Raw genomic sequence first — 25358 nt, 5'->3', positions numbered from 1 at the left:
CCATCCCAGCCGCACGCCCGCCCCGCGCCGGCGACACCGGCGCACGCTGCACGACCACGCCGCCCCACAAAAAAAAAAAGCGCGAACCGCGGTTCGCGCCAAAGAGAGACCTCGCTGAAGACGTCGAAAGATCTACCTCATCCCACTCAGAAAGAATGCCGCATCCCGATCCGCACGTCGGCCTGCGTCTGCGTGGTCGACGGCGTGAAGCTGTAGCCGACCACCGCATCGACACCGTGCGACGCGCGCAGGTAATCGCCGGAGATGTACACGTCGGTGCGCTTCGACAGCAGGTAGTGCAGGCCGGCCGTGCCCTGGTTCCAGTGGTGGCCTTCGAAGCGCGTGTGCTGGTAGCCCGCGATGAAGCTCAGCGCCGGCGTGAACTGATACAGGCCGCCACCTTCGTACACCTGCATGTGCGACGACTGGCCGAAGCCCTTGATCGTCGTGTACGAGTAGTTCGCGTCGAGCGTCAGCTTGCCGATCGTGTAGCTCGTGCCGACGCCGAACGTGCCCTGGCTGTCGACGTCCATCGCGGTATTCGCGAACAGGTCGGTGCGCGCGCCGGTCGCCGGATCGACGGTGACGGTCTGCTGGCCGAGGAACGTATGCGTGCCGATCATCGCGTACGGGTCGAACGCGTAGATGCCGTTCGGGTTGTTCAGGCGCGTGTACGCGGCGCCGATCGAGAAGTCGCCCTTCGTGTAGCTCGCGCCCGCGCTCCATGCGCTGTTGCGGTGGAAGTTGCCGGCGACGTTGCCGAACGAGTACATCGCGCCGAACTTGAAGCCGCTCAGGTCGTTCGACAGGAATTTGACCGAGTTCGGCAGGCGGTCGCCGTTGAAGCGGTCGAAGTCGCCCTGGTGGATCGCATAGCCGCTGCCCCACGCGGAGATGTTGTAGATCGACACCAGTTCGTTGGTGATGTCGAGCTGGTTGCCGAACGACAGCGTGCCCCAGTCGTTCTGCAGACCGACATAAGCCTGCCGACCGAACTCCGACCCGCCGAAGCCGAGCTGCCCGTTGCCGAGGTGGAAACCGCTCTCGAGCGCGAACACGGCCTTCAGGCCGCCGCCGAGATCTTCCGTGCCTTTCAGGCCGAAACGGTTCCCGTATGCGACGCCGTCGTCGAACTTGACCACATGCGACCCGCCCGTGTTGTTCACGTAGGTGATGCCCGCGTCGAGAATCCCGTACAGCGTCACGCTGCTCTGCGCGTGGCCGATGGCGGGAATACAGGCCGCGCATGCAAGCGCAGCGGCTACGGCAACTTTCTTTTGCTTCATTGTCGACCACCCTCCCTGAACCGTTCGATGGAAAGAACCGTGGCCTGGCGCGCGCCGCAATACGCCGGCTGATTCGAATTCGGTACGTCTGCTAGCTTCGGTATTTCGTTTTCCGCAATAACGTAGCCATTGGCGAAAAATACAAACCCATATTTCGGGTCACCCGTCTGAAGGCGACACCAAATGGTCTCGATGCGACTGTTCGGGAAAACACGGAGACGGGCGGCGCGGCAAAAACCGGCCGCCCGGAGGCAGGTCAGCGGGCGTCGAGCGCCGCGCGCACGGCCGGCAGCGCCGGTGTGCCGGACGCGGTCGTCACGCCGTCCAGCCAGCCCTCGACGAGCGCCGGGTCGGCCTTCAGCACGTGCTGCGCCGCGAGCGCGGGCGAGGTCTTGTGGTCGAGCATGTCGGCGATGATCCGGTTCTCGACGTCGACGGAGAACGTCATCTGCCGGAACAGGCGCGCGAGGTTCGCGCACTGGCCGGCAAAGCCCGGACGCGTCACCGTGTTGACCGTCGCGCCGCCGTAGTTCGGACCGAAATACGCGTCGCCGCCCGACAGGTAGGTCAGGTGGAACTTGGTGTTCATCAGGTGCGGCTCCCACGCGAGAAACACGATCCAGCGCTTGTCGCGCACCGCCCGCTCGACCTGCGTGAGCATCCCCGTCTCGCTCGATTCGACGAGCGACCAGTTCGCCGGGCCGAGCGCATGGTCGGACAGCATCCGCTTGATGTTCTGGTTCGCGGGCGCGCCGGGCTCGATCCCGTAGATCTTGTCGCCGAAGCGGTCGGCATAGCGCGCGAGATCGGCGAACGTGTGCACGCCCGCGGCCGCGACGTAGTCGGGCACGGCCAGCGTGAACTTCGCGCCGCTCAGGTTCGCGTGCAGCACGTCGATCGACTTCTCGTCGACGAACGGCTTCACGAGCGGCGCCTGCGCGGGCATCCAGTTGCCGAGGAACACGTCGACCTGCCCTTTCTTCAAGCCCTGGTACGTGATCGGCACCGACAGGTTCGCGACGTCCTGCCGGTAGCCGAGCGCCTTCAGCACGACGCCGGCCATCGCGTTCGTCGCGTCGATGTCCGTCCAGCCGGGCGCCGCCATCTTCACGTCGCGACACGTCTGCGGATCGGCGGCGTGCGCGGGCTGCGTCGCCAGCACGCATGCGGCCGCGGCGAGTGCCGTGCCGAGCCTGCGGATTGCTGCATGGGATTGCCGTTTCATGGTGCGTCTCCTTCGTCGTTCGTCAATGATCGTGTGCGGATCGTTCAGCGCCCGACGCGCGGAAAGCGCGCCATCGCTTCGAGCGTATCGAGTTCGATGTGATTGCGCATGTAGCGCTGGCTCGCATCGGTGAACGGCTGCCAGTCCCACGCCTGGATGCGGCCCTGCGTCGTCGCCGCGTAGTGGAAGCGGCGCCGCCGCTGGCTCGCGCGCACCTGCGCGTCGAGTTCCGGCAGGTTCCAGCGCTGCGCAGCCTCCGCGCGGAACGCGGCGAGCACGTCGGCGGCTTCGGGCAGGCCGGCCAGGTTCGTGCGCTCGCGCGGATCGTCGGCGAGGTGGTAGAGCTGGTCGGGGTCGGCCGGGCAATGCACGTACTTCCAGTCGCCGCGGCGGATCATCACGACCGGCGCGACCGCCCCTTCCGCGAGGTATTCGCCCAGCGCGACGTCGTGCGCGGGTGCGCCTTGCAGATGCGGCACGAGGCTCGCGCCGTCGACCGGGTCCGGCCATCCGGGGTCGGGCCAGCCGCCGGCGGGCGCCGCACCGGTCAGGTCGACGAGCGTCGGCAGCAGGTCGAGGTGCGACACGGGCCCGCGCACGCGCGCGGCGTCGAAGCGGCCCGGCGCGTGGACGATCAGCGGCACGCGGCAGCCGCCTTCGAAGAACGTCATCTTGTACCAGAGCCCGCGCTCGCCGAGCATGTCGCCGTGGTCGGACGTGACGATCACGATCGTGTCGTCGGCGAACCCGCATTGCTCGAGCGCGGCCAGCACGCTGCCGAACTGCGTGTCGACGTACGACGTCGCGCCGTAGTACGCGCGGCGCGCGGCGCGGATCTGCGCGTCGGTCGGCGGCGTGCGATCGTTTTCGCAGACGAAGCGCAGCCGCTGCGAATGCGGATCGCTCTGCTCCGCATCGAGCCGCACGGCCGGCATGTCGATCTCGTCGTCGCTGTACAGATCCCAGTATTCGCGCGTGATCGCGTACGGATCGTGCGGATGGGTCAGCGACACGACCATGCAGAACGGCCGCGCGTCGTGCCCGGCCGCCCGCTCGCGCGCGACGTCGTACAGCTTCTGCTTGGCCGCGAACGTGACCTCGTCGTCGAAGTCGAGCTGGTTCGTGCGCACGCACGGGCCGGCCTCCAGCACCGAGCTCATGTTGTGATACCAGCTCGGCCGCTCGGTCGGGTGGTCCCAGTCGGGCACCCAGCCGAAGTCGGCCGGATAGATGTCGGTCGTGAGCCGCTCCTCGAAACCGTGCAACTGGTCGGGTCCGCAGAAATGCATCTTGCCGGACAGCATCGTGCGGTAGCCGCCCGCGCGCAGGTAGTGCGCGAACGTCAGCGTTTGCGCCGGCAATTCGGCGGCGTTATCGTAGGCGCCGATACCCGACGGCAGCTTGCCGGTCAGCAGCGAGAAGCGCGACGGCGCGCACAGCGGGCTCGCGCAATACGCGGCGTCGAACACCACGCCTTGCGCGGCGAGACGGTCGAGCGTCGGCGTGCGCGCGACGCGGTTGCCGTAGGCCGGCAGCGCGAACGGCGTCAGCTGGTCGGCCATCAGAATCAGGATGTTGGGAGTCGGGTTCGTCATCGCGGTCGTGGGGAAATCGGTGTTCGAACGGAACGGCGCGACGCTCGTGCGGCGACGCAGCCGGCATGACGGACGCGGCCTTGCAGAAAGTCCCGCGCGCACCGGCCGCGACTGGCTAGAATCGCGGAAGGACCGGCGCGGCGCCGTGCCGTCCAAAGCACTATCCCCCGCCCGAATTCGGACGGGAAGGTGGCCGGCCCTTATGGGGCCATTAGAGAGACTTATGTCGAAATCCGAAGCGTTACCGTCGATGCAGGCGCTGCGCGCGTTCGAATCGGCCGCCCGTCTCCAGAGCTTCACGGCCGCCGCGCGCGAGCTCGGCTCGACGCAGCCGGCCGTGAGCCAGCAGGTGTTCCAGCTCGAGGCCGAGCTCGGCGTGCCGCTGTTCGAGCGCAGCCCGCGCGGCGTCACGCTGACGAGCGACGGCCAGTGCCTGTACGAAGCCGTGCGGGTGAGCCTCGACACGCTGCGCGGCGCCACCGCGACGCTGCGCGCGCGCCGCGAGCACGGCGCGCTCACGATCGTCACGGATTTCGGCTTCGCGACCTACTGGCTGATGCCGCGCCTCGCGGGGCTGAAGCGCGTGATGCCGGACGTCGACGTGCGGGTCGTCACGTCACAGGATTACGACGCGCAGCGCGACCACGCCGACATCGCGATCCTGTTCGGCGACGGCCACTGGCCGTCGTGCACGGCCGCCCGGCTCTTTCCCGAATCCGTCACGCCCGTCTGCTCGCCCGCGTTCCGCGCCGCGCACCCGGACGTCGCGCGGCCCGACCACCTGCACGCGCTGCCGCTGCTGCACGTGCAGCCGACGCGCCCCGAGCGCTGGCTGTCGTGGGCCGGCTGGTTCGACGCGCACGGCCTCGACGCGCCGGCCGCCGCGCGCGGCGTGACCTTCAACAGCTATGCGCTGGTGATCCATGCGGCGCTCCTCGGCGAAGGCGTCGCGCTCGGCTGGTCGCCGCTCGTCGACGAGCTCGTCGCGTCCGGGCAGCTCGTGAAGCTCGTCGACGCCCCCGTCGTGACGTCGCGCGGCTATTTCCTCGTGCGGCCGCCGCAGCGGCCCGAGCCGGACGCGACCCACGTGTTCCGGCGCTGGCTGCTCGACGCGTGCGCGTGCGCGTGACGGGCTGCCAAGCGCCCATCCACCACCCGTCGACCGCCCCGCCTGACCGTCCGCCCCGGCCGGCCGCGCTGGCGTGCCGATACCAGCCACACGGCGGGTTGGTTCTATCCGCGCCTAAATCGTCCTGATTTACTTGAGCCTCCCGCTACCCGCGTAGCCTGGCGCCCGGTGCGCCGCCGCGCGGGTTCGCGCCCCCTGACATCCGAGGAACCTCATGACCGCCGACTCACGCCCCGATCAATTCGTCCTGACGCTGTCGTGCCCGAGCGCGGCCGGCCAGGTCGCCGCCGTCGTCGGCTTTCTCGAGCGCCATCGCTGCTATGTCGATGCGTTGAACGTGTTCGACGACGATCTCAGCAACCACTTCTTCGTGCGCTGCGTGTTTCATCCGACGGATGAGACGCTGCAGATCGACGCGCTGCGCCAGGAGTTCGGGCCGATCGCGGCCGAGCTCGGCGGCCGCGACGGCGACACGCAGTGGGCGATCCACGACGTGAACGCGCGCCCGAAGGTGCTGATCATGGTGTCGAAGCTCGAGCACTGCCTCGCGGACCTGCTGTTCCGCTGGCGGATGGGCGAGCTGAAGATGGACATCGTCGGCATCGTGTCGAACCATCCCGACTTCGAGCCGCTCGCCGCGCAGCACGGCCTGCCGTTTCGCCATTTTCCGATTACGCCCGACACCAAGGCGCAGCAGGAAGCGCAGTGGCTCGACTTCCTCGAGTCGAGCGGCGCCGAGCTCGTGATCCTCGCGCGCTACATGCAGGTGCTGTCGCAGGAAACGAGCGCGAAGCTCGCGAACCGCGCGATCAACATCCACCACTCGTTCCTGCCCGGCTTCAAGGGCGCGAAGCCGTATCACCAGGCGCACGCGCGCGGCGTGAAGCTGATCGGCGCGACCGCGCACTTCGTGACCGACGATCTCGACGAAGGCCCGATCATCGAGCAGGTGGTCGAACGAGTCGATCACGCGCTGCGCCCCGAGCAACTGCTGGCGGTCGGTCGCGACGTCGAATCCATCACGCTCGCACGCGCGGTGAAGGCGTTCATCGAGCGCCGCGTGTTCCTGAACGGCGATCGCACGGTGGTGTTTCCGTAAGCGCGTCGCGGGCCTGGCGCCGTGTTCGTCGGGCGGCAAGCAAATAAAAAACGACCGGCACCTGCCGGTCGTTTTTTTATCGCATCGCGTTCGACGCTTCGCGCGACGGCACCGGCACGGTAGCCGGATTCGTCGCGCGGGCGCGTGCCCGTCAGGCGCTTACTTCACCCACGCGAAGTAGTACGACAGCCAGATCGTGAGCGCCGCGCCGAGCAGCGCCGCATACGGCATCAGGTTCAGCCACATCGCGCGCTTCGGCACTTCGAGTTCCATGTCCTGCTGCATCTGCGCGGGGAAGCGGCCGCGATCCTGCCAGTAGTGGCGGAACAGGAACACCGGCACGATCAGCAGCATCGCGATCAGCCCGTTGCGCAGCGTGCCATCGCCCTGCAGGTTCGCGCCCGCGCCGACATAGACGAGGTTCGCGTAGCCGCAAATCGAACCGGCGACGAGCAGCCAGGTCGGGCAGCGGAACGGCCGATCCCAGTTGCCGCGATCCATCCGGTGGATCCAGCCCGACTGAAGATTCAGGAATACGAACAGCATGTAGCAGACGTTCGAGATCGACAGCACCGTCATGTAGTCCGACATCATCAGCAACACGAGGTTGAAGCCGAGATCGGTCCACATCGCGCGCGTGGGCGAGCCGTGCTCGTTCACGTGCGACAGGTACTTCGGCAGCCAGCCGTCGACCGATGCCTGGTACAGCGTGCGCGACGAGCCCATCATCGACGTCATCACGATCAGCAGGATCGACAGCATCAGCATCACGACAACTGCATTCGCGACCCACGCGCCGCCGCCGACGATCCGCGCCATCGCGGCCGCGACGCCGGTGCCGTCGCCGATCGACGGATCGAGCATCGCCTGCGTGCCGAGCGCGCCCTGGAACGCCATCGGCACGAGCGTCATCACGACGAGACACAGCGCGCCCGACCAGAAGATCGCCTTCGCGGTGTCGCGACGCGGATCGCGGAATTCGCGCGTGTAGCAGACGGCCGTCTCGAAGCCGTACGACGCCCATCCGGCCATGAACATCGCGCCGAGCGCCATCGTGACGCCCTGCCCGTTCCACGAGCCGAACGTCGCGGTCGTGAGATTGCCGTGTGCGTCGTGACCGAGCGGCAGCAGCGGGAGCAGGTTCGACATCGGCACGTCGCCGGTAACGAACGGTACGATGCCGACGATCAGCAGCGGCGTGAGCGATGCAATGCCGAGAATGCGCTGCGTGCGCGCAGCCTTCGACGCGCCGCTGTGCTGAAGCTTGAACGTGATCAGAAGCAGAATCGTCGCGATGATGAACGTCGCGTTGATTCGCAGGGAAAGACCCGGCTTGATGAAACCGAGATCCGCGATCTTGAGCTGCCAGTGCAGCACCGCCGCATCGGCGGGAAAGAGACTCGTGAGCGCATAGCTCGCCGCGAGGCCGCAGCCGAGCGCGAGCATCGGCGACCACGCGAGCCAGTTGCACCACACGGACACCGGGGCAATCAGCTTGCTGTAACGGACCCAGCCGATCGCGCCATACACGGACGCGCCGCCCGATTTATGGGGAAATAGCCCGGATATTTCCGCATAAGTCGCGCTTTGAATCAGCCCCATCGTGATCGCGGCGATCCAGATCGCCCACGCGGGCTGGCCGATCGTCGCGCATACGCCGCCGATCGTGAACAGCACGCCTGCCGGCACGCCGCTCGTTACCCAAAATGCGTCTTTCCAAGTCAGGCCACGATGCAGCGTGTGGCCCGTCGAATCATGTGAGATGGTTGCCTCAACGTCACTGGTGCGATTAGCACGCAGTCCTGCCTGACTCATCCATTGCCTCCTGAGATGACTCCGCACAAGGGCCGTAGTGTAACAACTTACGCCGTTTCTTGCAGAATCAGTAAAAGAATTCCGGGATATGGCCGCATTGAATCACGATTGTTTCGGATTCCTGCATGCCATTCCCGGCGTATTTTTTATAGTGATGCGCGCAATGAAGCGTCGCGTGTTACTGGGTGCCTTCAGTCCACGAATTCACGCGGTCCGCATGGGCTGCGATCCACGCATCGGCGGCCGCTTCCGGCTTCGAGCCGTTCTGGATCGCGAGCATCACGCTGTCGATCTCGCCCGGTTTCCACTGGAATTTCTTCAGGAACGCGACGACCGGCTTGGCCTTCGTTTCGAGCTGCGGATTCACGACGCTGTCGACGTGCTCCGCGCCGCCGAACACCTTCTTCGGATCCTCGAGGAAGCGCAGCTTCCACTTCGCGAACATCCAGTGCGGCGCCCAGCCAGTCACGATCACCGGCTTGTTTGCACTGACGGAGCGCGACAGCTCGGCCGTCATCGCACTGCCCGAGCTCGGCATCAGCGTGTAGCTCAGCCCGTAGTTCTTGATCGCTTCGTCGGTCTTGCGCATCACGCCCGCACCGGCATCGATGCCGACGATGCGGCCGCCGAAGCTGCTCTTCTCGGCGTTCAGATCCTCGATGCTCTTCGCCTTCACGTAATCCGGGACAATCAGGCCGATCTTCGCGTCGGGAAAGTTCGCGCCGACGTCGACGACCTTGCTCTTGTATTCGCTCCAGTACGAGCCGTGCGTGACCGGCAGCCACGCGGACAGCGTCGCATCGAGATCGCCGCGCGCGACGCCCTGCCACATGATCCCGGCCGCGACCGGCACGAGCTTCACCTCGTAGCCGAGCTTCTTCTCGATCACGCGTGCCGCGACGTTCGACGTCGCCACACTGTCGTCCCAGCCTTCGACATAGCCGATTTTCAGCGTCGGCTTCGTATCCGCAAGTGCTGACGCGCTCAGCGCCACCATGGCCGACACCGCGCCCGTCCACAACAGTTTTCCGAACAGCTTCATGGTCGATCTCCTTGATATGCGCTCACCGCGCGTTGCCTCTCTAGGTTCTTCAACCACAAATCCGCGGTATCGTTCTTTTCCGACGGATGCTTGTCCGGACGCGACGCGCCCGGACAGCCGATGGCTTGTTTGCTTATTTGTCGATCACGAGATCCGACAGCGGCTTGCTGCAGCACAGCAGCACCATCCCCTGGTCGATCTCGCGCTGGCGGATGCCGCCGTTATGCTTCATCTCGACCTGCCCCGACACGAGCTTCACCTTGCAGGTGCCGCACATGCCCTGCGTGCACGACGCCGGAAGCCGCACGCCCGACTGGCGTGCCGCATCGAGCACGTGCTGCTCGGAGCCGCACGAGATTTCGCGGTTGCTCTTCGCGAAGCTGACCGTGTACTGCTTCGTCGCGACGTCGGCGCCGTCGGCCAACGGCACGAGTTCGGCGAGCACCTCGTCGCTCGCGGTCTGCGCGAGCGTTTCGAACGAGAAGCTTTCCTCGTGATACTGCTTGTGGTCGAAGCCGGCTTCGTCGAGCAGGTCGCGCACGGCCTTCATGTACGGCGCGGGGCCGCACGTGAAGATCTCGCGCTCCATGAAGTCCGGTGCGATCAGCTTCAGCAGCGGCAACGTCAGGAAGCCCGTGACGCCCGGCCAGTTGGTACGTGCGCCGACGCGCTCGACGACGAACGACGTGCGGAAGTTCGTATGGTTCGACGCGATCAGGTCGAGCTCGCGCGCGAAGATGATGTCGTCCGGCGTGCGTGCGCTGTGCACGAACAGGATGTCGCGATCCTCGGCGAGATCATGGTGCGCGCGGCTCATCGACATCAGCGGCGTGACGCCCGAGCCGGCCGACAGGAACAGGTACTTGCGCGCGGGATGCCGTGCGCACGTGAATTCGCCGGCCGGGCCGAGCACGCGAACCGACGCGCCTGGGCGCAGGTTGTCGTGCAGCCAGTTCGACACCTTGCCGCCCGGCACGCGCTTGACCGTGATCGAGATCGTGTGCGGACGCGCCGGCGACGACGAGATCGTGTAGCACCGGTTGATCGTCTCGCCCTCGATGTCGAGCTCGAGCGTGATGAACTGCCCCGGCTCGAACGAAAACGCACGGCCTTGCGGCGAACGGAAGAAGAAGCTCTTCACGTCATGGGTTTCCTGCCGAACCTGGCAGCACACCAGCGTTTCCTCGACGTCGCTCGTCCAGCGCTCCGGAAGCGCGGTCCAGAACGCCGGGTGCGTCACCCGGCTTTCCGCCGGCTCGAAATTGGCCGCATCTCGCATCATGCCAACCTCCGCCGGACCGCCCCAAGGAGGTTGACCGCCCCCTCGGGGGGCAGCGAGCAAAGTGAGCGTTGGGGTTGTTTCATCATTGACTCCGCTTGCTGTCCGCTGACTACTACGCGCCGGTTTTTTCGGCGAGCCGGCCGATGTACCAGGCCGAGAATTTTTCGACGAGACCTTCCGTGAACGGCGAATACGGGCCCGGTTCGTACGCACTGCTGGTCGCGCCACGCTGCGAGAATTCGACGAGCGCGCGATCCTGGTCGTTGGTCGCGTTCCACACGGCCGTCAGGTTCTTCACGTCGTAGTCGATGCCTTCCTTCGCATCCTTGTGCACAAGCCACTTGGTGCGCACGAGCGTCTTGCCGGCCGACAGCGGAATCACCGAGAACGTCACGATGTGATCGCTCATGAAGTGGTGCCACGAGTTCGGCTGCGTCCAGAACGACAGGCCGCCGAGGTCGGCCTGCTCGAACTTGCCGAGCAGCTTCTTCGACGCGACCTTCGCGTCGAGCGTCTGCGATTCGCCGTGGCGGTCGAGCGGCAGGCGCTGCGTGCGGAAGCCCGTCACGTCGTCCAGCTTTTCGATTTCGGCGGACGGCAGGCCCATCTCTGCCCACTCCTTGCCGCGGCGCACGCAGGTTTCAGCGAATGCGTCCATGCCTTCGGCGTTCGCGTCGGAGCGCTGGTAGCCGAAGCCGTATTCGTACAGCGAAATCGTCAGCTCCGGATGGTTCGCGACGCAGTGATAGCACTCGCGGTTGTTCTCCATCGTGAGCTTCCAGTTGCCTTCCTCGATGATGTCGACCTGAGCGGCGATCTTCGTGTTCGGCAGATCGTGCGGCAGCAGGTACGGCTCCATCTCGGCGCGCAGCTGCGCGAAATCGACCGGCGGCTCCTCGGCGAGGCAGACGAAGATCAGCCCCGCGAGGTTCTGCACGTGCACCGACTTCAGGCTGTGCTTGCAGCGGTCGAACTTCTCGCCCATGTGCTCGGCGAACATCAGCTGGCCGGTCAGGTTGTAGGTCCAGCTGTGGTACGGGCACACGATGTTGCCGACCGAGCCTTTGTCCTCGTTGCACAGACGCGCGCCGCGGTGACGGCACACGTTGTGGAACGCGCGAATTTCCATGTCGTCGTCGCGCACGATCAGGATCGAGTCGCTGCCCAGTTCCACGGTCACGTAGTCGCCCGGCTCGGGAATATCCGGTTCGACCGCTACCTGGATCCAGTGCTGGCGGAAAATCGCCTCCATGTCGAGGGCGAAGATTTCCTCGCTCGTATAGAACGGCGCGTCGAGGCTGTGGCCTTCCTTGCGTCGCTCGATCAGTGCACGAATGTCTGCCGATACTTTCATCGTTTGCTCCGGATTCCTTGCATCCCTGGGGTTCTTGCCGACAGGCATCAAAATCAGTAGTCGATGAGCTGATGCTCGCGCAAATACGCGAGTATCACTTGTGCTTTTTCGACTGAACTCCCTTCATTTACGACGTTGCCGCCGCGGCTTTCGGTCGTCGTCGCGGACAGCATCCGCGCATGCCCGGAGCGCTTCTCGGCGGCGACCAGTTTTACGGGTTTACGCTCGATCGCGCCGACCTTCCACGCGGCCGCTTCGGCGTCCGCGCCGGTCGCCGTGAGTGCCGGGCGGATCGCGCCGGCCCGCAGCCGCGCATACGCGTAGCGCGGCTCCACGTTGGCGAGCGGATGCACCGCGACGACGGCCGGCAGCGCCGCGTCGACGCGCCGCCGCAGCCCTTTCGGCAAGAATTGCCGGACCGCCGCGCGGCCGCCGTCGACCGTCACATCGACGGCCGAGCCGACGAGCGGATAGCCGAGCGTCGCGGCGACGCGATACGGCAGCATGCCGGTGTCGTACGCGCCCTCGGCACGGGTGCCGGCCAGCACGAGGTCGTAACCTTCGACGCGGGCGGCCAGCGCCTGAGCGGCATCGTCGCCGTCACGGCAGGCCAGCACCTCGACCTGCCGCGCGCCGAGCGCAAGGTATTCAGCAAGTGCTTCATTGGCGGGATCGCCCGCATGGATCACGTCGAGCTGGGCCCGATGTTTCTCCGCGAGCTGGCGGCCGACCTCGAGCGCGGCCGCGTCGTTGCGGCTGTAGCGCGCGGTGCCGCTGACCGGGTGCCGGCCCACGGACACGAGCACCGCGATGCGTTGCAACTGGCGAGGGGCGTTCATGCTGCGACTCCTTCGGATTCACGGGCGCCGACCGCGGTCGGCGATTGTCCGCGCGACGCACGCGCGGCCTGCACCTCGTCGATCAGCGCGGTGATCGTCGCCTGCGCGTCGCCCACCACCGTCAGGTTCGCGCGCTTGGCGATCGGCGCACTGCCGTCGAGGTTGACCGCGATCACATGACGGCAGTCCTTGATCCCCTGCAGGTGCTGCACCGCGCCCGAGATGCCGAACGCGATGTACACGCTGGCCTCGACCGTCTTGCCGGTCGCGCCAACCTGCTTGTCGCGCGTGAAGTGGCCGTTGTCGACCGCGACGCGGCTCGCGCCGATCGCCGCGCCGAACGCGCCGGCGAGCCGCTCGAACGCGCCGATGTCGGACACGCCGTTACCGGCCGACACGATGAAGTCGGCTTCCTCCAGCGCGACCTGCGCGGCGTCGATTTCCTCGAGGCCGAGATCGCGGTACGGCTGCGCCGTGTCGCCGGCCGGGCGGATGAAGTCGGCGGCCAGGCGATCGCCGGCGCCGACGAACGGCAGCTTCGCGTCGACCGCGTTCTGCGCGAGCAGGATCACGTCGGGCAAGCCGCGCGTCGCGAACGCACGCCCGGCCTGCGCATACGCGCCGACATGCTTCGCGTCGATCTCGACCACGTGGGTCGCGACGCTCGCGCCGGCGGCCGCCGCGTAACGCCGGCCGAGATCGCCGTCGCCGGTCGCGTTGTCGGGCACGAACACGTGCTTCGGCGCGAGCGCCGCGGCACAGGCCTGCAACGCTTGCAATTCGCTTTCGGGCGCGAATGCGCGGCGGTCGAAGTCGGCCAGCTCGATCAGCTTGTCGACACCGAGTTTCGCGGCGTCATCCTTCAGTTCGCCGAACGCCAGCAGCGCGACTTCCGTCTGGGCGTCGGCCAGCACCGCGGCGGCGGCGATCGCCTGGCGCGAATGTTCGTCGAGCGCGCCGCGCTCGGTGTGCGCCACCACCAGCATCACGTGCTTCGGGTCCTGCACCGCGCGGCGCGGCTTCGCGGCCGCGGCGCCATGACCGTGAGCGGACCACTGCGCGGCGCTCGCATCGGCGCTGCCTTCCTGGCCGAGCGTGATGCGCTTCAGGCCCGCGGCCGTGATGATGAACGGCCGGCGCGGATCGATTCGTTTGATCGTGTTCATCGATTCACTCCAGCGAGGCGGCAACGAGTTCGGCCACGTCGAGCACGTCGGGGCGCGGGCCCACGACGCCTTCGAGCATCGCCGTGCAGTTCGGGCAACCGACCGCGACCACGTCCGCGCCGATGGCGCGCGCGTCGGCGATGCGGATGTCGGGAATACGCTGCTTGCCGGGGATGTCGGTCAGCGGCGCACCGCCGCCACCGCCGCAGCAGCGGCCGCGCATGCCGTTGCGCTCCATTTCGACGACCTGGATGCCGATCGTCTTGAGCAGCTTGCGCGGCGATTCCGTCTCGCCGTTGTAGCGGCCGAGGTAGCACGGGTCGTGATACGTGGTGCGTTTCTCGCGCAGCGCCTCGACGGCCTTCGGCACGATCTTGCCGCTGTCGGCCAGCTCCGCGAGGTAGGTCGTGTGATGCTTGACCGTCACGCGCAGCCCGAGCGCGCGGTATTCGTTGCGCAGGCTGTGCATCACGTGCGGGTCGGCCGTCACGATCTGCTTGTACGACAGCGTGCCGAGCGTGCCGATCAGGCGCTTGGCCATCCGCTGGAACGTCGCTTCGTCGCCGAGGCGCCGTGCGACGTCGCCGGTATCGGTCTCGGTCCCGCCGAGCACCGCGTAGTCGACGCCTGCCTTGTTCAGCACCTTCACGAACGCGCGCAGCGTGCGCTGGTAACGCATGTCGAACGCGCCTTCACCCGCGACGAACAGCACGTCGACCGGCTTGCCCGGTTGCGCGACGGGTGCGTTCAGGTCGACCGACCAGTCGTAGCGCGCGGCCGCGTCGTAACCACCCATCGTGCCGGTCTCGCGCAGGTTCGCGAGCACTTCCTGGCCCTTGCCCGGCACCGTGCCGTGCACCAGCGTGCGGTTGCGGCGCATGTCGACGATCGCGTCGACGTGCTCGATCAGCATCGGGCATTCCTGCACGCATGCGCGACAGGTGGTGCACGACCACAGCGTCTGTTCCTCGATCAGGCCGGACACGATCGGGCCGTTCGGCTCGCCGCGATGCTGGCCGACCGCGAGGCCCGGGGTCGGGCTGCCCGCGTAGGCCGCATCGGTGCCGCCCGCCATCCCGACGACGAGATCCTGGATCAGCTTCTTCGGGTTCAGCGGCTGGCCCGCGGCGAACGCGGGGCACGCGGCTTCGCACTTGCCGCACTGCACGCACGCGTCGAAGCTCAGCAGCTGGTTCCAGCGGAATTCGACCGGCTTCGCGACGCCGTATTCCTCGTGCTCGATATCCGGCAGCTTCAGTGCGGTCGGCGGCGTTGCCGTGCCGTTGCCCGTGAACGAGTCGCGAGTGGCCGCGAAACGCTCCTGGCGCGGGTGGAACGCGAGGTGCAGCAGGCCGGCGATCGCATGCTTCATCGGGCCGCCCTTCGCGGCGCCGACGGTCATCGTGAATGCGCCGGCGCCGATCAGCAGCGCGCAGAGCACCGCGAACGCACCGGACATCGCACCGGTCGGCACGACCATGAACAGCACGAGGCCGAGCGCGAACGAGCCGAGCAGCCAGGGCAGCGCGTTCCACGGGCCGCGCGACAGGCGGGCCGGCACGTCCTTGGCCGCGCGGCGGCGCCAGACGAACACCACGCCGACGAGCATCGCGAGCGCCGCAAGGAAGATCAGCTTGTCGAGCCACGGCGAGTAGATCGCGAGGCCGTAGTTGACGAACACGAGCGCGAGCGCACCGATCGCGCCGCCGGCGGTCGCGACGTGGGTCTTCGCGATGTACGGGTCGCGGGCGACCACGTGGTGCAGGTCGACGAAGTAGCGCTTCGGGATCGCGAACAGGTTCGCGACGCCGAACGAGCCGGGCGCCGTGGCCCGGCCGAGACGCCAGTAGGACGAGCGCTTCGCGACCGCGAACGCGAGCCCCGCCACCGACAGCCACAACAGGGCGGTAATGAGGAAGGACGGATTCATTTTCAGAAATCCTTCACGAGACGCAGCGAGTCATAGATCGCGCCGTGGACGTTGTGCATCGAGATGCAGTCGCCGACACGGAACAGCAGGAAGCGGCCGTTGCCGAGCTCTTCCGACAGGCACGGCTGCGGCTCGGCCGCGAACAGCGTGTGCGGATCGATCTGGCCGCGGTTCACCGACTCCGGCTTGAGCTTCCAGTACAGCTCGTCGTTCGGCGACGAACCGTTCTCGATCACCACCTGGTCGACCGCGCGCTCTTCCAGTTCCTCGGTGTACTCGTTGCGCAGCACGGCGATCGTCTTGCCGTCCTCTTCGTACACGCGATCGAGCATGGTGTTGGGCGTCGGGATCACGCCGAGCGCATACAGGCGGCGATAGAAGATCGGGAACGTCGTGCCGCCGCAATCGTCGGCCACCTTCACGTCGGGCGTGACGACCTCGACCTTCGAGCCGCGGCTCGCCATGAAGTCGGCGACGCCCGCGCCCGCATGGGTGCTCACGCCGTCGAACAGCAGCACGTTCTGCTTCGGCTCGACCTTGCCGGTCAGGATGTCCCACGAGCTGACGGCCAGGCCCTCGGCCACGCCCCAGCCCGGCACCTGCCACGTGAAGCTCGAACCGCCCGTGGCGAGCACGACGATGTCCGGCTTCTCGGCCATGATCATCTTCTCGTCGGCGGCGACGCCGAGGCGGCGATCGACGCCCAGGCGCTTGGTTTCCATGTCGAACCAGCGGATGATCCCCGACATCTGTTCGCGCTGCGGCGCCTTCGCGGCGATCATCACCTGGCCGCCCACTTCGGCGTTCTTCTCGAACAGCACCACGTCGTGGCCGCGCAGCTTCGCGACACGTGCGGCCTCGAGCCCCGCGGGGCCCGCGCCGACCACCACCACCTTGCGCTTCGGGCCGCGCGACTTCTCGATGATGTGCGGCATCGTCTCTTCGCGCGACGTCGCGGCGTTCTGGATGCAGAGCACGTCGAGGCCGTTGTACTGGCGGTCGATGCAGTAGTTCGCGCCGACGCACTGCTTGATTTCGTCTTCGCGGCCATCGCGGATCTTGATCACCATGTGCGGATCCGCGATCTGCGCGCGCGTCATGCCGACCAGGTCGATCATGCCGTTCGCGAGCAGGCGTTCGGCCTGGCCCGCGTCGCGGATGCTCTGCGCGTGCATCACGGGGATCTTCACCACCGACTTGATGCCGGCGGCGAGGTGCACGAACGGCTCCGGCGGCAGCGCCATCGGCGGCATGCAGTTGGCGATCGTGTTGTGCGTATCGCCGCCCGAGCCGACCACGCTCAGGTAGTCGATCAGGCCCGTCTCCGACATCGCCTGCGCGATTTCCTTCAGCGCTTCGTGATCGAGGCCGTCCTCATGGAATTCGTCGCCGCACATCCGCAGGCCGACGCAGAAGTCCTTGCCCACCGCCTCGCGCACGGCCGTCAGCACTTCGATGCCGAAGCGCAGGCGGTTCTCCAAGCTGCCGCCCCATTCATCGGTGCGGTGGTTCGAACGCTTGCTCCAGAACTGGTCGATCAGGTGCTGGTGCGCGGCGGAGATTTCGATGCCGTCCATGCCGGCCGCCTTCACGCGCTTTGCCGCCGCCGCGAAGTCGCCGATGATGCGGCGGATTTCCTCGATCTCGATGATCTTCGCGTTGCCGCGATGCACCGGCTCGCGCACGCCCGACGGCGACATCAGGTGCGGCCAGTGCTCGCCGTGGAACGACGAGCGGCGGCCCATGTGCGTCGCCTGGATCATGATCTTCGCGCCATGCTTGTGCATGGTGTCGGCCAGGCGCGTAAGCGGGTCGATGATCTTGTCGTTCGACAGGTTCACCGACTTCCACCAGCCCTGCGGACTATCGATCGATACGGGGCTCGAGCCGCCGCAGATCGCGAGGCCGACGCCACCCTTCGCCTTCTCTTCGTAGTAACGGATGTAGCGGTCGCCCGGCAGGCCGCCCGGCTCGGCATACACCTCCGCGTGGGCGGTGCTGACGATCCGGTTGCGCAGCGTCAACTGGTTCAGCTGCATGGGTTTGAACAGGTGGGGATAACGCATCGCAGGCGACCTCTGGCGTTCGAATGTCTCGTGTTGCGGGTGTTGTTGTGTTGCTGTGTCGGATCGTCAGCGCATCAGTGCGCGAGCGGCGACACTTCGAAGACGCAGTGGTCGTGATGCTCGGCCGCACACTGCACTTCCTTCGACTGCGCACGCGGCGCGCCCTTGCCTTCCGGCGTCGTGTCGTTGACCCAGTCCATCGCGCCGGCGAACCAGCCCGCGAACATGTAGCAGAGCTTGCCTTCCTTGCCCGGCTGCTGGAGCACGAACGACGAGTGGCGCAGCTCGATCTTCGCGCGCGCGCTGGCCGGATCCGCCTCGATGATCGAGAACAGGCCCCAGCCGCGTTGCGACAGGCGCTTCAGGTAGTGCTCGAACACGGCCATGCCGGTCAGCCCGTGCAGCTTCGCTTCCTTGTCGCACCAGTGGTATGCGGACTTGTAGCCGGCCTTGTAGAGGATCTCGGCATACGCTTCGACGCCGAGCGCTTCCTCGACGGCGACGTGATTGTTCGTGAAGAAGTGGCGCGGCACGTACAGCATCGGCAGCGCGTCGGTGGTCCAGACGCCGGTATCGGGATCGACGTTGATCGGCAGTTGCGGTTGCATCGTGGTGACTCCGTGAGGAAAATTGGCCGCGCGGCTCGGGCGCGACATCGTCCGCGTGCCCGCGCGGCTTGCACGGGCACGTCCCGATTTTTCTAGTGTTGAATCGCGGGTGGCGGTTCGGGCGGGCGGACGCTTACGCGCCCCACACGTCCTTGAACACGCGTACCCAGTTCTCGCCCATGATCTTGCGGATGCGCGACTCCTTCCAGCCGTGGCGTTCCATCGCCGCGGTCAGGTTCGGGAATTCGCCGATCGTGCGGATGCCGTCCGGGTTGATCACCTTGCCGAAGTTCGTCAGCTGGCGATAGCGGCCCTTGTCATGCGTCAGCATGTCGAAGAATTCCTTCGCGAAATCCTGCGTGAAGTCCGTGCCGATGCCGACCGCGTCTTCGCCGATCAGGTTCACGACATAGTCGATCGCCTCGATGTAGTCGTCGATGTTCGCCTCGATCCCGCGCTTCAGGAACGGCGCGAACATCGTCACGCCGACGAAGCCGCCGGCGTCGGCGATTTCCTTCAGCTGCGCATCGCTCTTGTTGCGCGGATGTTCCTTCAGGCCCGACGGCAGGCAGTGCGAGTAGCACACCGGCTTCTTCGAGAACGCGATCGCTTCCGACGACGTGTTGCCGCCCACATGCGACAGGTCGACCATGATGCCGACGCGGTTCATCTCGGTGATCACTTCGCGGCCGAAGTCCGACAGGCCGCCGTCGCGCTCGTAGCAGCCGGTGCCGACCAGGTTCTGCGTGTTGTAGCAAAGCTGCACGACGCGCACGCCCATGTCGGCGAACGCCTCGATGTAGCCGAGGTTGTCCTCGAACGCGTGCGCGTTCTGGAAGCCGAGAATGATCCCGGTCTTGCCTTCCTTCTTCGCGCGGAAGATGTCGTCCGTGGTGCGCACGAGCGTCAGCAGCTCGCCGTTCTCGCGGATCTTCTGCTTCATCACGCCGATGTTGTCGACGGTCTTGGTGAAGTTCTCCCACACCGATACCGTGCAGTTCGCGGCCGTGATGCCGCCACGGCGCATGTCTTCGAACACCGGCTTCTCGAACTTCGAGATGTTCAGTCCGTCGATGATGATGCTGTCCTGATGCAGCGTGCTCATATCTGCCTCTCGCTCCAGTCTTGCTTTTGTGGGGGTCGTCGATCAGTAAATCGGGAAGCGCTCGCAGAGCGCGAAAATCTCGCGGCGCACGCGCTGTTCGGTCGCATGGTCGCCTTCCGGGTTCGCGCGCAGCGCGTCGAACACTTCCAGAATCAGGCGGCCGACCTCGCGGAACTCCGCGACGCCGAAGCCGCGCGTCGTGCCGGCCGGCGTGCCCAGGCGGATGCCCGACGTGACGGTCGGCTTCTCGGTGTCGAACGGAATGCCGTTCTTGTTGCAGGTGATGCCCGCGCGCTCCAGCGCCTGCTCGACCGGCGCGCCCTTCAGGCCCTTCGGGCGCAGGTCGACCAGCAGCAGGTGGTTGTCGGTGCCGCCGGTGACGAGATCCACGCCGCCCGCCTTCAGCACTTCGCCGAGCGCCTGCGCGTTCGCGAGCACGTTGTCGATGTAGGTCTTGAAGTCCGTATGCAGCACTTCACCGAACGCGACGGCCTTGCCGGCGATCACGTGCATCAGCGGGCCGCCCTGCAGGCCGGGGAACACGGCCGAGTTGATCTTCTTGGCGATGTCTTCGTCGTTGGTCAGCACGAAGCCGCCGCGCGGGCCGCGCAGCGTCTTGTGCGTGGTCGACGTGACGACGTGCGCGTGCTCGACCGGGTTCGCATGGCGGCCGGCGGCGATCACGCCCGCGATGTGCGCCATGTCGACCATCAGCTTCGCGCCGACGCTGTCGGCGATCGCGCGAAAGCGTGCGAAGTCCAGTGCGCGCGGATACGCCGAGAAGCCGGCGATGATCAGGTTCGGCTTGTGCTGGTGCGCGAGTTCTTCAACCTGGTCGTAGTCGATCCGCATCGTGTCGCGGTTCACGCCGTACTGCACCGCGTTGAACCACTTGCCCGACAGCGCCGGCTTCGCGCCGTGCGTCAGGTGGCCGCCGGCGTCCAGCGACATGCCGAGCACCGTGTCGCCCGGCTTCGCCAGCGCGAGCATCACCGAGCCGTTCGCCTGCGCGCCCGAGTGCGGCTGCACGTTCGCGTAGCCGGCGTTGAAGATCTGCTTCACGCGCTCGATCGCCAGCGCCTCGACTTCGTCCGCGAATTCGCAGCCGCCGTAGTAACGCTTGCCCGGATAGCCTTCCGCATACTTGTTGGTCAACACCGAACCCTGCGCCTCCAGCACCGCACGCGACACGATGTTTTCCGACGCGATGAGCTCGACCTGCGACTGCTGGCGCTCGAGCTCCTTCAGGATGGCGCTGCGCACCGGCGCGTCGCGCTCGGCAAGGGGCTGCGAGAAGAAAGGCTGGGTGTTCGACATAGTGCGTCCGTGACGAAGAATAAAGGGCGTGAAACCGAAGCTCGAGGCCCGCCAAACCTGGGTTTCCAGCGCATCCAGTGCAAGGCTGCCGACGGCTCTATTCTTGTCGTTCGGATTTTCGGCGGATTGATGAATTTAGACGCGTTCTTTGCCTTTTCCGCCATGCGCGTCCGTTTTGTACAAGTGACCGGTCGTGCTTTTCGGGATAAGCCATCGCACCGCCGTTGGCCGTTCGCCTATGAACAGGCACTTCGCCGGTGCCTGCACCGTGCATCCGGGTGCAGCGCGGCCCGGTTACGGTGCAGTGCAGCATCGACCTCACGCCCATACAACGTATGGAGCTAGGGTTTAGCCGTATGGCACGCTTGTTGCGCTCGCTCACACAATACGGCAGCCCGATCCGTGCCCTTCGGGCAAAAAGCTATTAGAGATTCAAGGAACGCTCCCCATGTCGCCCGACCGCACAGCGTCGCTGTCCCACTTCGCGTTCATGCCTTTGCCGAATTTCACGATGATCGCGTTCACCAATGCGATCGAGGTGCTTCGGATGGCGAACTACCTGAGCGGACAACCGCTCTACCGCTGGTCGGTGATCAGCCCGGAAGGCGGCCCGGTCACGGCGAGCAACGGACTCACGGTCGACACGGGGCCGGCCGAATGCGTGGGGCAGCCGGACATCGTCTTCGTGTGCGGCGGCGTGGACGTGCAGCGCGCGACGACGCCCGCCCATCTGTCGACGCTGCGTCGCTTCGCGCGCATGGGGCTGCCGCTCGGCAGCCTGTGCACGGGCACCTATGCACTCGCGAAGTCGGGGCTGCTCGCGGGCTACGCGTGCGCGATCCATTGGGAAAACATGTCGGCGCTGAAGGAAGAGTTTCCGGACACGCGCTTCCTGAAGGAACTGTTCGTGGTCGACCGCGACCGCATCACGTGCACGGGCGGCGTCGCGCCGCTCGACATGATGCTGAACCTGATCGCCGCGCGCGTGGGCACCGCGCGCGTCACGCAGATCGCCGAACAGTTCATCGTCGAACACGTGCGCGACACGAGCGCGCAACAGCGGATGCCCCTCGTCGCGCGGCTCGGCTCGGCGAACAAGTCGCTGTTCGAAGTGATCTCGCTGATGGAGAACAACATCGAGGAGCCGCTGTCGCGCGAGGAGCTCGCGCGGCTGGCGAACATGTCGCAGCGTCAGCTGCAGCGCCTGTTCCGCGAGCACCTCGGGATGACGCCCACGCACTATTACCTGACGCTGCGGCTACGCCGCGCGCGCGAGCTGCTGCTGCAGACCGACATGTCGATCATGCACATCACGATGGCGTGCGGCTTCCAGTCGGCCTGCCACTTCAGCAAGAGCTATCGCGACGCGTTCGGCGTCGCGCCGACGCGCGAGCGTCGCAAGCAGGTCGCGCCGCTCGCGCAGGGTGTGACGGGCGGCGGGGCGGCTTTTCCGGCTCATTTGGTTCATATGTGAAGTGGGCATGGCGCGAATAAAAAAAAGCGGCCTTCAAGGCCGCTTTTCATTTGCGTGACCCGTCCTGAAATAGGTTGACACTTTTTCGCCGAAGCGAAGAGGTGCCAAGTGGAGCAAGGGATCAAGCGAACACAGCGGGACTACAGCCTGGCTTTTAAATTGTCGGTGGTCGCGCAGGTCGAAAAAGGCGAACTGACGTACAGAGAGGCGCAGCAGCGCTACGGGATCCAGGGGCGCTCGACCGTGCTGGTATGGTTACGTAAGCCCGGCTTGCAGGATTGGGCCGATCCATCCGGCCGTGCGCGATCGGGTTCCCTCATGCCAAAGCAAGACGCAAAGCCGCTCACACCGGAGCAGCGCATCAAGGAGTTGGAGACACAGTTGCGCGAGGCGAAGGAGAAAGCCGCGCTGTTCGAGGCAGTGCTCGACGTGATGCGCAAGGACTACGGAATCACCGTAAAAAAGCCTTCGGGCAGGTCGTCGCGCAAAGGCGGATCGAAAAGCTGAGCGTCGAGCGAGCCTGCCGATACATGGGCATCAGCCGCCAAGCGTATTACAAGCGATGTCGCAGCGAGAAACGCCGCTGTTCGCAAGCCGAGACCGTGACGGCGCTGGTGCGCGATGTCCGGCTTCGCCAGCCGAGGCTGGGCACACGTAAGCTACATCATCTGCTGGGACCGACGTTGGTCGAGCGCGGCATCAAGCTGGGGCGGGACGGGCTGTTCGACGTGTTGCGCGCCGCGCGCCTACTAGTGGTGCCGCACCGGGCGTATCACAAGACCACCCATAGCCATCACCGCTTCCGGCGCCATCCAAATCTGCTGAAAGCCGGGCCGGATCAAATCGTGCCCACTGGTCCCGAACAGGTGTGGGTGGCCGATATCACGTACCTGCCGACGGCCGGCCGGTTTGTATATTTGAGCCTCGTCACGGATGCGTTCTCGCGCAAGATCGTCGGTCATCACGTCCACGACAGCCTGCAGACCGAGCAGGTCAGTCAGGCACTGAAGAAGGCGTTGCGCAGGCGCCAGACCTGTCAACCACTGATCCATCACTCCGATCGCGGGATCCAGTACTGCTCGACCTACTATCAGGACATCCACCGGCGTCACGGCCTGCGCTGTTCGATGACCGATGGCTACGATTGCTATCAGAACGCGCTGGCCGAACGGGTCAACGGCATCCTCAAGGGGGAGTTCCTGCTGCAGCGTCCCGCGGACATTGAGCAAGCTGCCAAAATGGTCGAACAGTCGGTACACATCTACAACCATGAGCGGCCACATGCCGCCCTGAAATACAAAACGCCCGATGCAGTGCATCGGGCGCTCTAGCGTCTGGATACTGTCAACCTATTCTAGGACTTGACAGCGCTTACGATCCCCACACCTGCATTTCATCGAGCGAGTAACCCCACTGCGTCGCGCGCTTCGTACCGAGCATCCGCACGTAGCGCCCCTGCGCGTTGAGGTTCGGCAGCGTAACGTGACCGTACGACACGCCGTTGTTCGTCGAGTAGACCGTCGTCCAGTTCGCGTTGTCGTTCGACGTCTGGATCTGGTAGACGAGCGCACCCGCGTCCCAGTAGAGATCGACGCTGCTGACCTTCTTCACAGCACCGAGATCGACGGAGATCCATTCCGTACCGACGCCTGCGCCTTCCGGCGAATCCCAGCGCGTGCTCGTCGTGTTGCCGTCGAATGCCTTGTCCGGCGTCAGCGACGCGTTGTAGCTCGCCGACGCGGCGGCCGGACGTCCTTGCGACAGCAGCGTCGGCTGCGCGGCCCCCGGGCCGCCGTAGTAGCTCGCGCCGAGCTTCGCCTTGGTCGTATCCGCGTTCACGCCGAATTGCGACAGGCTCCAGCGCTGGCCGGTCGTCACGTCACCCACGTAGATCTGGTAGCCGCCCGCCGTCGTCGACGAGAAGAACACGTAGTTCGTGCCGCTCACCGGTGCCGGGTCCGAGTTGTTGCTCATGCAGTCGTTGATCGGCAGCGCGCTCGGCGTCGACGCCGGGTCCGCGGTCTTCGCGTAGATCTGGTCGGCGCCGCCGGTGTCCTTCCAGCGGGCATAGAACACCATGCCGTCGCCGCGCACGATCGGGTAGTAGGTCTGCAGCCCGGCCGGATGATCGAATACCGCCGTGGCGCCGGTCGCGAGCGTGCGCTTCATCAGCCCCATGTTCGAGCCGGTGCCCGTCGCGTAGTACACGGCGCTCGCGTCCGGCGCGAGGAACGGCATCGAGTATTCGGCGCCGGCCGGCGCGTTCGTCAGGCTCACGACCGACGTGAACACCGGGCCCGCGCTCGTGTACGACAGCGTGCCCTGCTTCACGTCGCCGTTCTGCTTGAACACGAGCGTCTTGCCGTCGGTGGCGAACTTCGGATCCTCGTTGCGCGTCGCGCCGGTGCTGTTCGTCAGGTTGACGGGCGGCGTGCCGGCGCCGAGCTGCAGCATGAACACGTTCCACGCGCCGTTGCTGATCCCCATGAACGCGAGCCACTTGCCGTCGGGGCTGAACACGCCGTTCATCGGATCGGTGATGCCCCAGCTGCTCTTGCTCAGTTGCGTGAGCGTGCGGGCGGAAAAGTCGTACAAAAACAGTTGGCTCGTGCCGTCACCGTACTTGACGTAGCTGTGATAGACGAGCTTGCCGGTCAGTGCGCCGGGAAACGACGCGGTGGACTGAGCCGGCGGATTGTTGACGCAGGCCGCCACGGCGGCGCCGCTGAACAGGTCGAGGGCGATGCCGGCCACGAGGCCCGCGACGAGGAACTTGGATTTCACGCTGAATGCTTCCGGATAAGGGTGAGGACGCCGTAGACAAGGTCCCGCACGCGGTGCGCGGGGGGTCACGGATCCGCCCTTCGGGCAGCTTGAACTCCGTATTGACCAGGCTTCGGGAATAAAGCTTGCGGAGAATGCCTGTTCACTGGTCTGAAGAAAAGGATCAGAGTCGGCCGAAAACATGCGGATCAGCAATATGCGGATCAGCGATTGGGGCGGGATTGAACGCGGCGGATGGCGTG

General features: G+C 66.0%; 19 protein-coding genes. 4 read left to right on the top strand and 15 right to left on the bottom strand.

The genetic code is table 11. The annotated features are described in order from the left end of the window. Nucleotides 1–146 precede the first annotated feature (146 nt). The 3 genes from ACVK00_RS07745 to betC form a co-directional block, all read right to left on the bottom strand. On the bottom strand, nucleotides 147–1286 hold the full coding sequence (locus ACVK00_RS07745; RefSeq protein ID WP_228908292.1) for a porin: 1140 nt from the start codon (nucleotides 1284–1286) through the stop codon (nucleotides 147–149). Between the two features lie 256 nt (nucleotides 1287–1542). Next, complete coding sequence (gene choX, locus ACVK00_RS07740; RefSeq protein ID WP_011659458.1) at nucleotides 1543–2511, bottom strand: choline ABC transporter substrate-binding protein; 969 nt, start codon at nucleotides 2509–2511, stop codon at nucleotides 1543–1545. 44 nt (nucleotides 2512–2555) lie between these two features. Beyond that, entirely contained in the window at nucleotides 2556–4106 is a 1551-nt protein-coding gene (gene betC, locus ACVK00_RS07735) for a choline-sulfatase (RefSeq protein WP_175667192.1), read from the bottom strand. A 202-nt stretch (nucleotides 4107–4308) separates the two neighbouring features. Between betC and ACVK00_RS07730 the strand changes: the two genes are divergently transcribed. Then, nucleotides 4309–5235, top strand: coding sequence for a choline sulfate utilization transcriptional regulator (locus ACVK00_RS07730; RefSeq protein WP_166721842.1), 927 nt, complete (start codon nucleotides 4309–4311; stop codon nucleotides 5233–5235). A gap of 214 nt (nucleotides 5236–5449) precedes the next feature. Then, nucleotides 5450–6334 (top strand): formyltetrahydrofolate deformylase, encoded by an 885-nt coding sequence (gene purU / locus ACVK00_RS07725; protein ID WP_006749539.1) that lies wholly within the window; start codon nucleotides 5450–5452, stop codon nucleotides 6332–6334. Between the two features lie 159 nt (nucleotides 6335–6493). On the opposite strand, the gene ACVK00_RS07720 is transcribed toward purU, so the two are convergent. From ACVK00_RS07720 to ACVK00_RS07670, 11 genes are all read right to left on the bottom strand, one after another. After that, nucleotides 6494–8149 (bottom strand): APC family permease, encoded by a 1656-nt coding sequence (locus ACVK00_RS07720; protein ID WP_228908294.1) that lies wholly within the window; start codon nucleotides 8147–8149, stop codon nucleotides 6494–6496. Between the two features lie 178 nt (nucleotides 8150–8327). Then, entirely contained in the window at nucleotides 8328–9191 is an 864-nt protein-coding gene (locus ACVK00_RS07715) for a glycine betaine ABC transporter substrate-binding protein (RefSeq protein WP_006749541.1), read from the bottom strand. 133 nt (nucleotides 9192–9324) lie between these two features. Beyond that, on the bottom strand, nucleotides 9325–10473 hold the full coding sequence (locus ACVK00_RS07710) for a hybrid-cluster NAD(P)-dependent oxidoreductase (protein WP_228908296.1): 1149 nt from the start codon (nucleotides 10471–10473) through the stop codon (nucleotides 9325–9327). A gap of 112 nt (nucleotides 10474–10585) precedes the next feature. Beyond that, nucleotides 10586–11827, bottom strand: coding sequence for an aromatic ring-hydroxylating oxygenase subunit alpha (locus ACVK00_RS07705; protein ID WP_228908297.1), 1242 nt, complete (start codon nucleotides 11825–11827; stop codon nucleotides 10586–10588). Nucleotides 11828–11880: 53 nt separating this feature from the next. Then, nucleotides 11881–12666 (bottom strand): electron transfer flavoprotein subunit beta/FixA family protein, encoded by a 786-nt coding sequence (locus ACVK00_RS07700; protein WP_284895619.1) that lies wholly within the window; start codon nucleotides 12664–12666, stop codon nucleotides 11881–11883. Next, complete coding sequence (locus tag ACVK00_RS07695; protein WP_284895620.1) at nucleotides 12663–13832, bottom strand: electron transfer flavoprotein subunit alpha/FixB family protein; 1170 nt, start codon at nucleotides 13830–13832, stop codon at nucleotides 12663–12665. Before ACVK00_RS07695 ends, ACVK00_RS07700 begins: the two co-directional genes overlap by 4 nt. Nucleotides 13833–13836: 4 nt before the next feature. Further along, nucleotides 13837–15762, bottom strand: coding sequence for a (Fe-S)-binding protein (locus tag ACVK00_RS07690; protein WP_284895622.1), 1926 nt, complete (start codon nucleotides 15760–15762; stop codon nucleotides 13837–13839). Between the two features lie 2 nt (nucleotides 15763–15764). Beyond that, the gene (locus tag ACVK00_RS07685) at nucleotides 15765–17828 is read right to left on the bottom strand and encodes an NADH:flavin oxidoreductase (RefSeq protein WP_284895623.1); all 2064 of its coding nucleotides are present in this window, start codon (nucleotides 17826–17828) and stop codon (nucleotides 15765–15767) included. 74 nt (nucleotides 17829–17902) lie between these two features. After that, a complete protein-coding gene (locus ACVK00_RS07680) occupies nucleotides 17903–18436 on the bottom strand; it encodes a DUF5943 domain-containing protein (RefSeq protein WP_175726595.1) in 534 nt (177 codons plus the stop codon). A gap of 133 nt (nucleotides 18437–18569) precedes the next feature. Then, nucleotides 18570–19541, bottom strand: a complete 972-nt coding sequence (locus ACVK00_RS07675) for a dipeptidase (protein WP_006756079.1) — start codon at nucleotides 19539–19541, stop codon at nucleotides 18570–18572. A 42-nt stretch (nucleotides 19542–19583) separates the two neighbouring features. Further along, nucleotides 19584–20858 carry a serine hydroxymethyltransferase gene (locus ACVK00_RS07670; protein WP_284895625.1) on the bottom strand — a complete coding sequence of 425 codons (1275 nt, stop codon included), beginning with the start codon at nucleotides 20856–20858 and terminating at the stop codon, nucleotides 19584–19586. A 448-nt stretch (nucleotides 20859–21306) separates the two neighbouring features. Between ACVK00_RS07670 and ACVK00_RS07665 the strand changes: the two genes are divergently transcribed. Next, the gene (locus ACVK00_RS07665; protein WP_228908303.1) at nucleotides 21307–22332 is read left to right on the top strand and encodes a GlxA family transcriptional regulator; all 1026 of its coding nucleotides are present in this window, start codon (nucleotides 21307–21309) and stop codon (nucleotides 22330–22332) included. Between the two features lie 108 nt (nucleotides 22333–22440). Then, nucleotides 22441–23663 (top strand): IS3 family transposase gene (locus ACVK00_RS07660; protein WP_284895626.1). Its coding sequence is split into 2 segments (ribosomal slippage): nucleotides 22441–22806 and nucleotides 22809–23663, totalling 1221 coding nucleotides; the frame shifts between segments, so codons are not numbered across the junction. 40 nt (nucleotides 23664–23703) lie between these two features. On the opposite strand, the gene ACVK00_RS07655 is transcribed toward ACVK00_RS07660, so the two are convergent. Then, a complete protein-coding gene (locus tag ACVK00_RS07655) occupies nucleotides 23704–25116 on the bottom strand; it encodes a discoidin domain-containing protein (RefSeq protein WP_284895628.1) in 1413 nt (470 codons plus the stop codon). Nucleotides 25117–25358: the final 242 nt, after the last annotated feature.

The sequence above is a fragment of the Burkholderia sp. PvR073 genome (assembly GCF_054055695.1).
The sequence above is the reverse complement of the archived record's forward strand: the minus strand, read 5'-3'. Positions and strand labels throughout refer to the sequence as shown.

Excerpts from the sequence above, each read along its gene's own strand:
- ACVK00_RS07745 (WP_228908292.1), bottom strand. The coding sequence starts at position 1,286 with ATGAAGCAAAAGAAAGTTGCCGTAGCCGCTGCGCTTGCATGCGCGGCC.
- choX (WP_011659458.1), bottom strand. The coding sequence starts at position 2,511 with ATGAAACGGCAATCCCATGCAGCAATCCGCAGGCTCGGCACGGCACTC.
- betC (WP_175667192.1), bottom strand. The coding sequence starts at position 4,106 with ATGACGAACCCGACTCCCAACATCCTGATTCTGATGGCCGACCAGCTG.
- ACVK00_RS07730 (WP_166721842.1), top strand. The coding sequence starts at position 4,309 with ATGGGGCCATTAGAGAGACTTATGTCGAAATCCGAAGCGTTACCGTCG.
- purU (WP_006749539.1), top strand. The coding sequence starts at position 5,450 with ATGACCGCCGACTCACGCCCCGATCAATTCGTCCTGACGCTGTCGTGC.
- ACVK00_RS07720 (WP_228908294.1), bottom strand. The coding sequence starts at position 8,149 with ATGAGTCAGGCAGGACTGCGTGCTAATCGCACCAGTGACGTTGAGGCA.
- ACVK00_RS07715 (WP_006749541.1), bottom strand. The coding sequence starts at position 9,191 with ATGAAGCTGTTCGGAAAACTGTTGTGGACGGGCGCGGTGTCGGCCATG.
- ACVK00_RS07710 (WP_228908296.1), bottom strand. The coding sequence starts at position 10,473 with ATGATGCGAGATGCGGCCAATTTCGAGCCGGCGGAAAGCCGGGTGACG.
- ACVK00_RS07705 (WP_228908297.1), bottom strand. The coding sequence starts at position 11,827 with ATGAAAGTATCGGCAGACATTCGTGCACTGATCGAGCGACGCAAGGAA.
- ACVK00_RS07700 (WP_284895619.1), bottom strand. The coding sequence starts at position 12,666 with ATGAACGCCCCTCGCCAGTTGCAACGCATCGCGGTGCTCGTGTCCGTG.
- ACVK00_RS07695 (WP_284895620.1), bottom strand. The coding sequence starts at position 13,832 with ATGAACACGATCAAACGAATCGATCCGCGCCGGCCGTTCATCATCACG.
- ACVK00_RS07690 (WP_284895622.1), bottom strand. The coding sequence starts at position 15,762 with ATGAATCCGTCCTTCCTCATTACCGCCCTGTTGTGGCTGTCGGTGGCG.
- ACVK00_RS07685 (WP_284895623.1), bottom strand. The coding sequence starts at position 17,828 with ATGCGTTATCCCCACCTGTTCAAACCCATGCAGCTGAACCAGTTGACG.
- ACVK00_RS07680 (WP_175726595.1), bottom strand. The coding sequence starts at position 18,436 with ATGCAACCGCAACTGCCGATCAACGTCGATCCCGATACCGGCGTCTGG.
- ACVK00_RS07675 (WP_006756079.1), bottom strand. The coding sequence starts at position 19,541 with ATGAGCACGCTGCATCAGGACAGCATCATCATCGACGGACTGAACATC.
- ACVK00_RS07670 (WP_284895625.1), bottom strand. The coding sequence starts at position 20,858 with ATGTCGAACACCCAGCCTTTCTTCTCGCAGCCCCTTGCCGAGCGCGAC.
- ACVK00_RS07665 (WP_228908303.1), top strand. The coding sequence starts at position 21,307 with ATGTCGCCCGACCGCACAGCGTCGCTGTCCCACTTCGCGTTCATGCCT.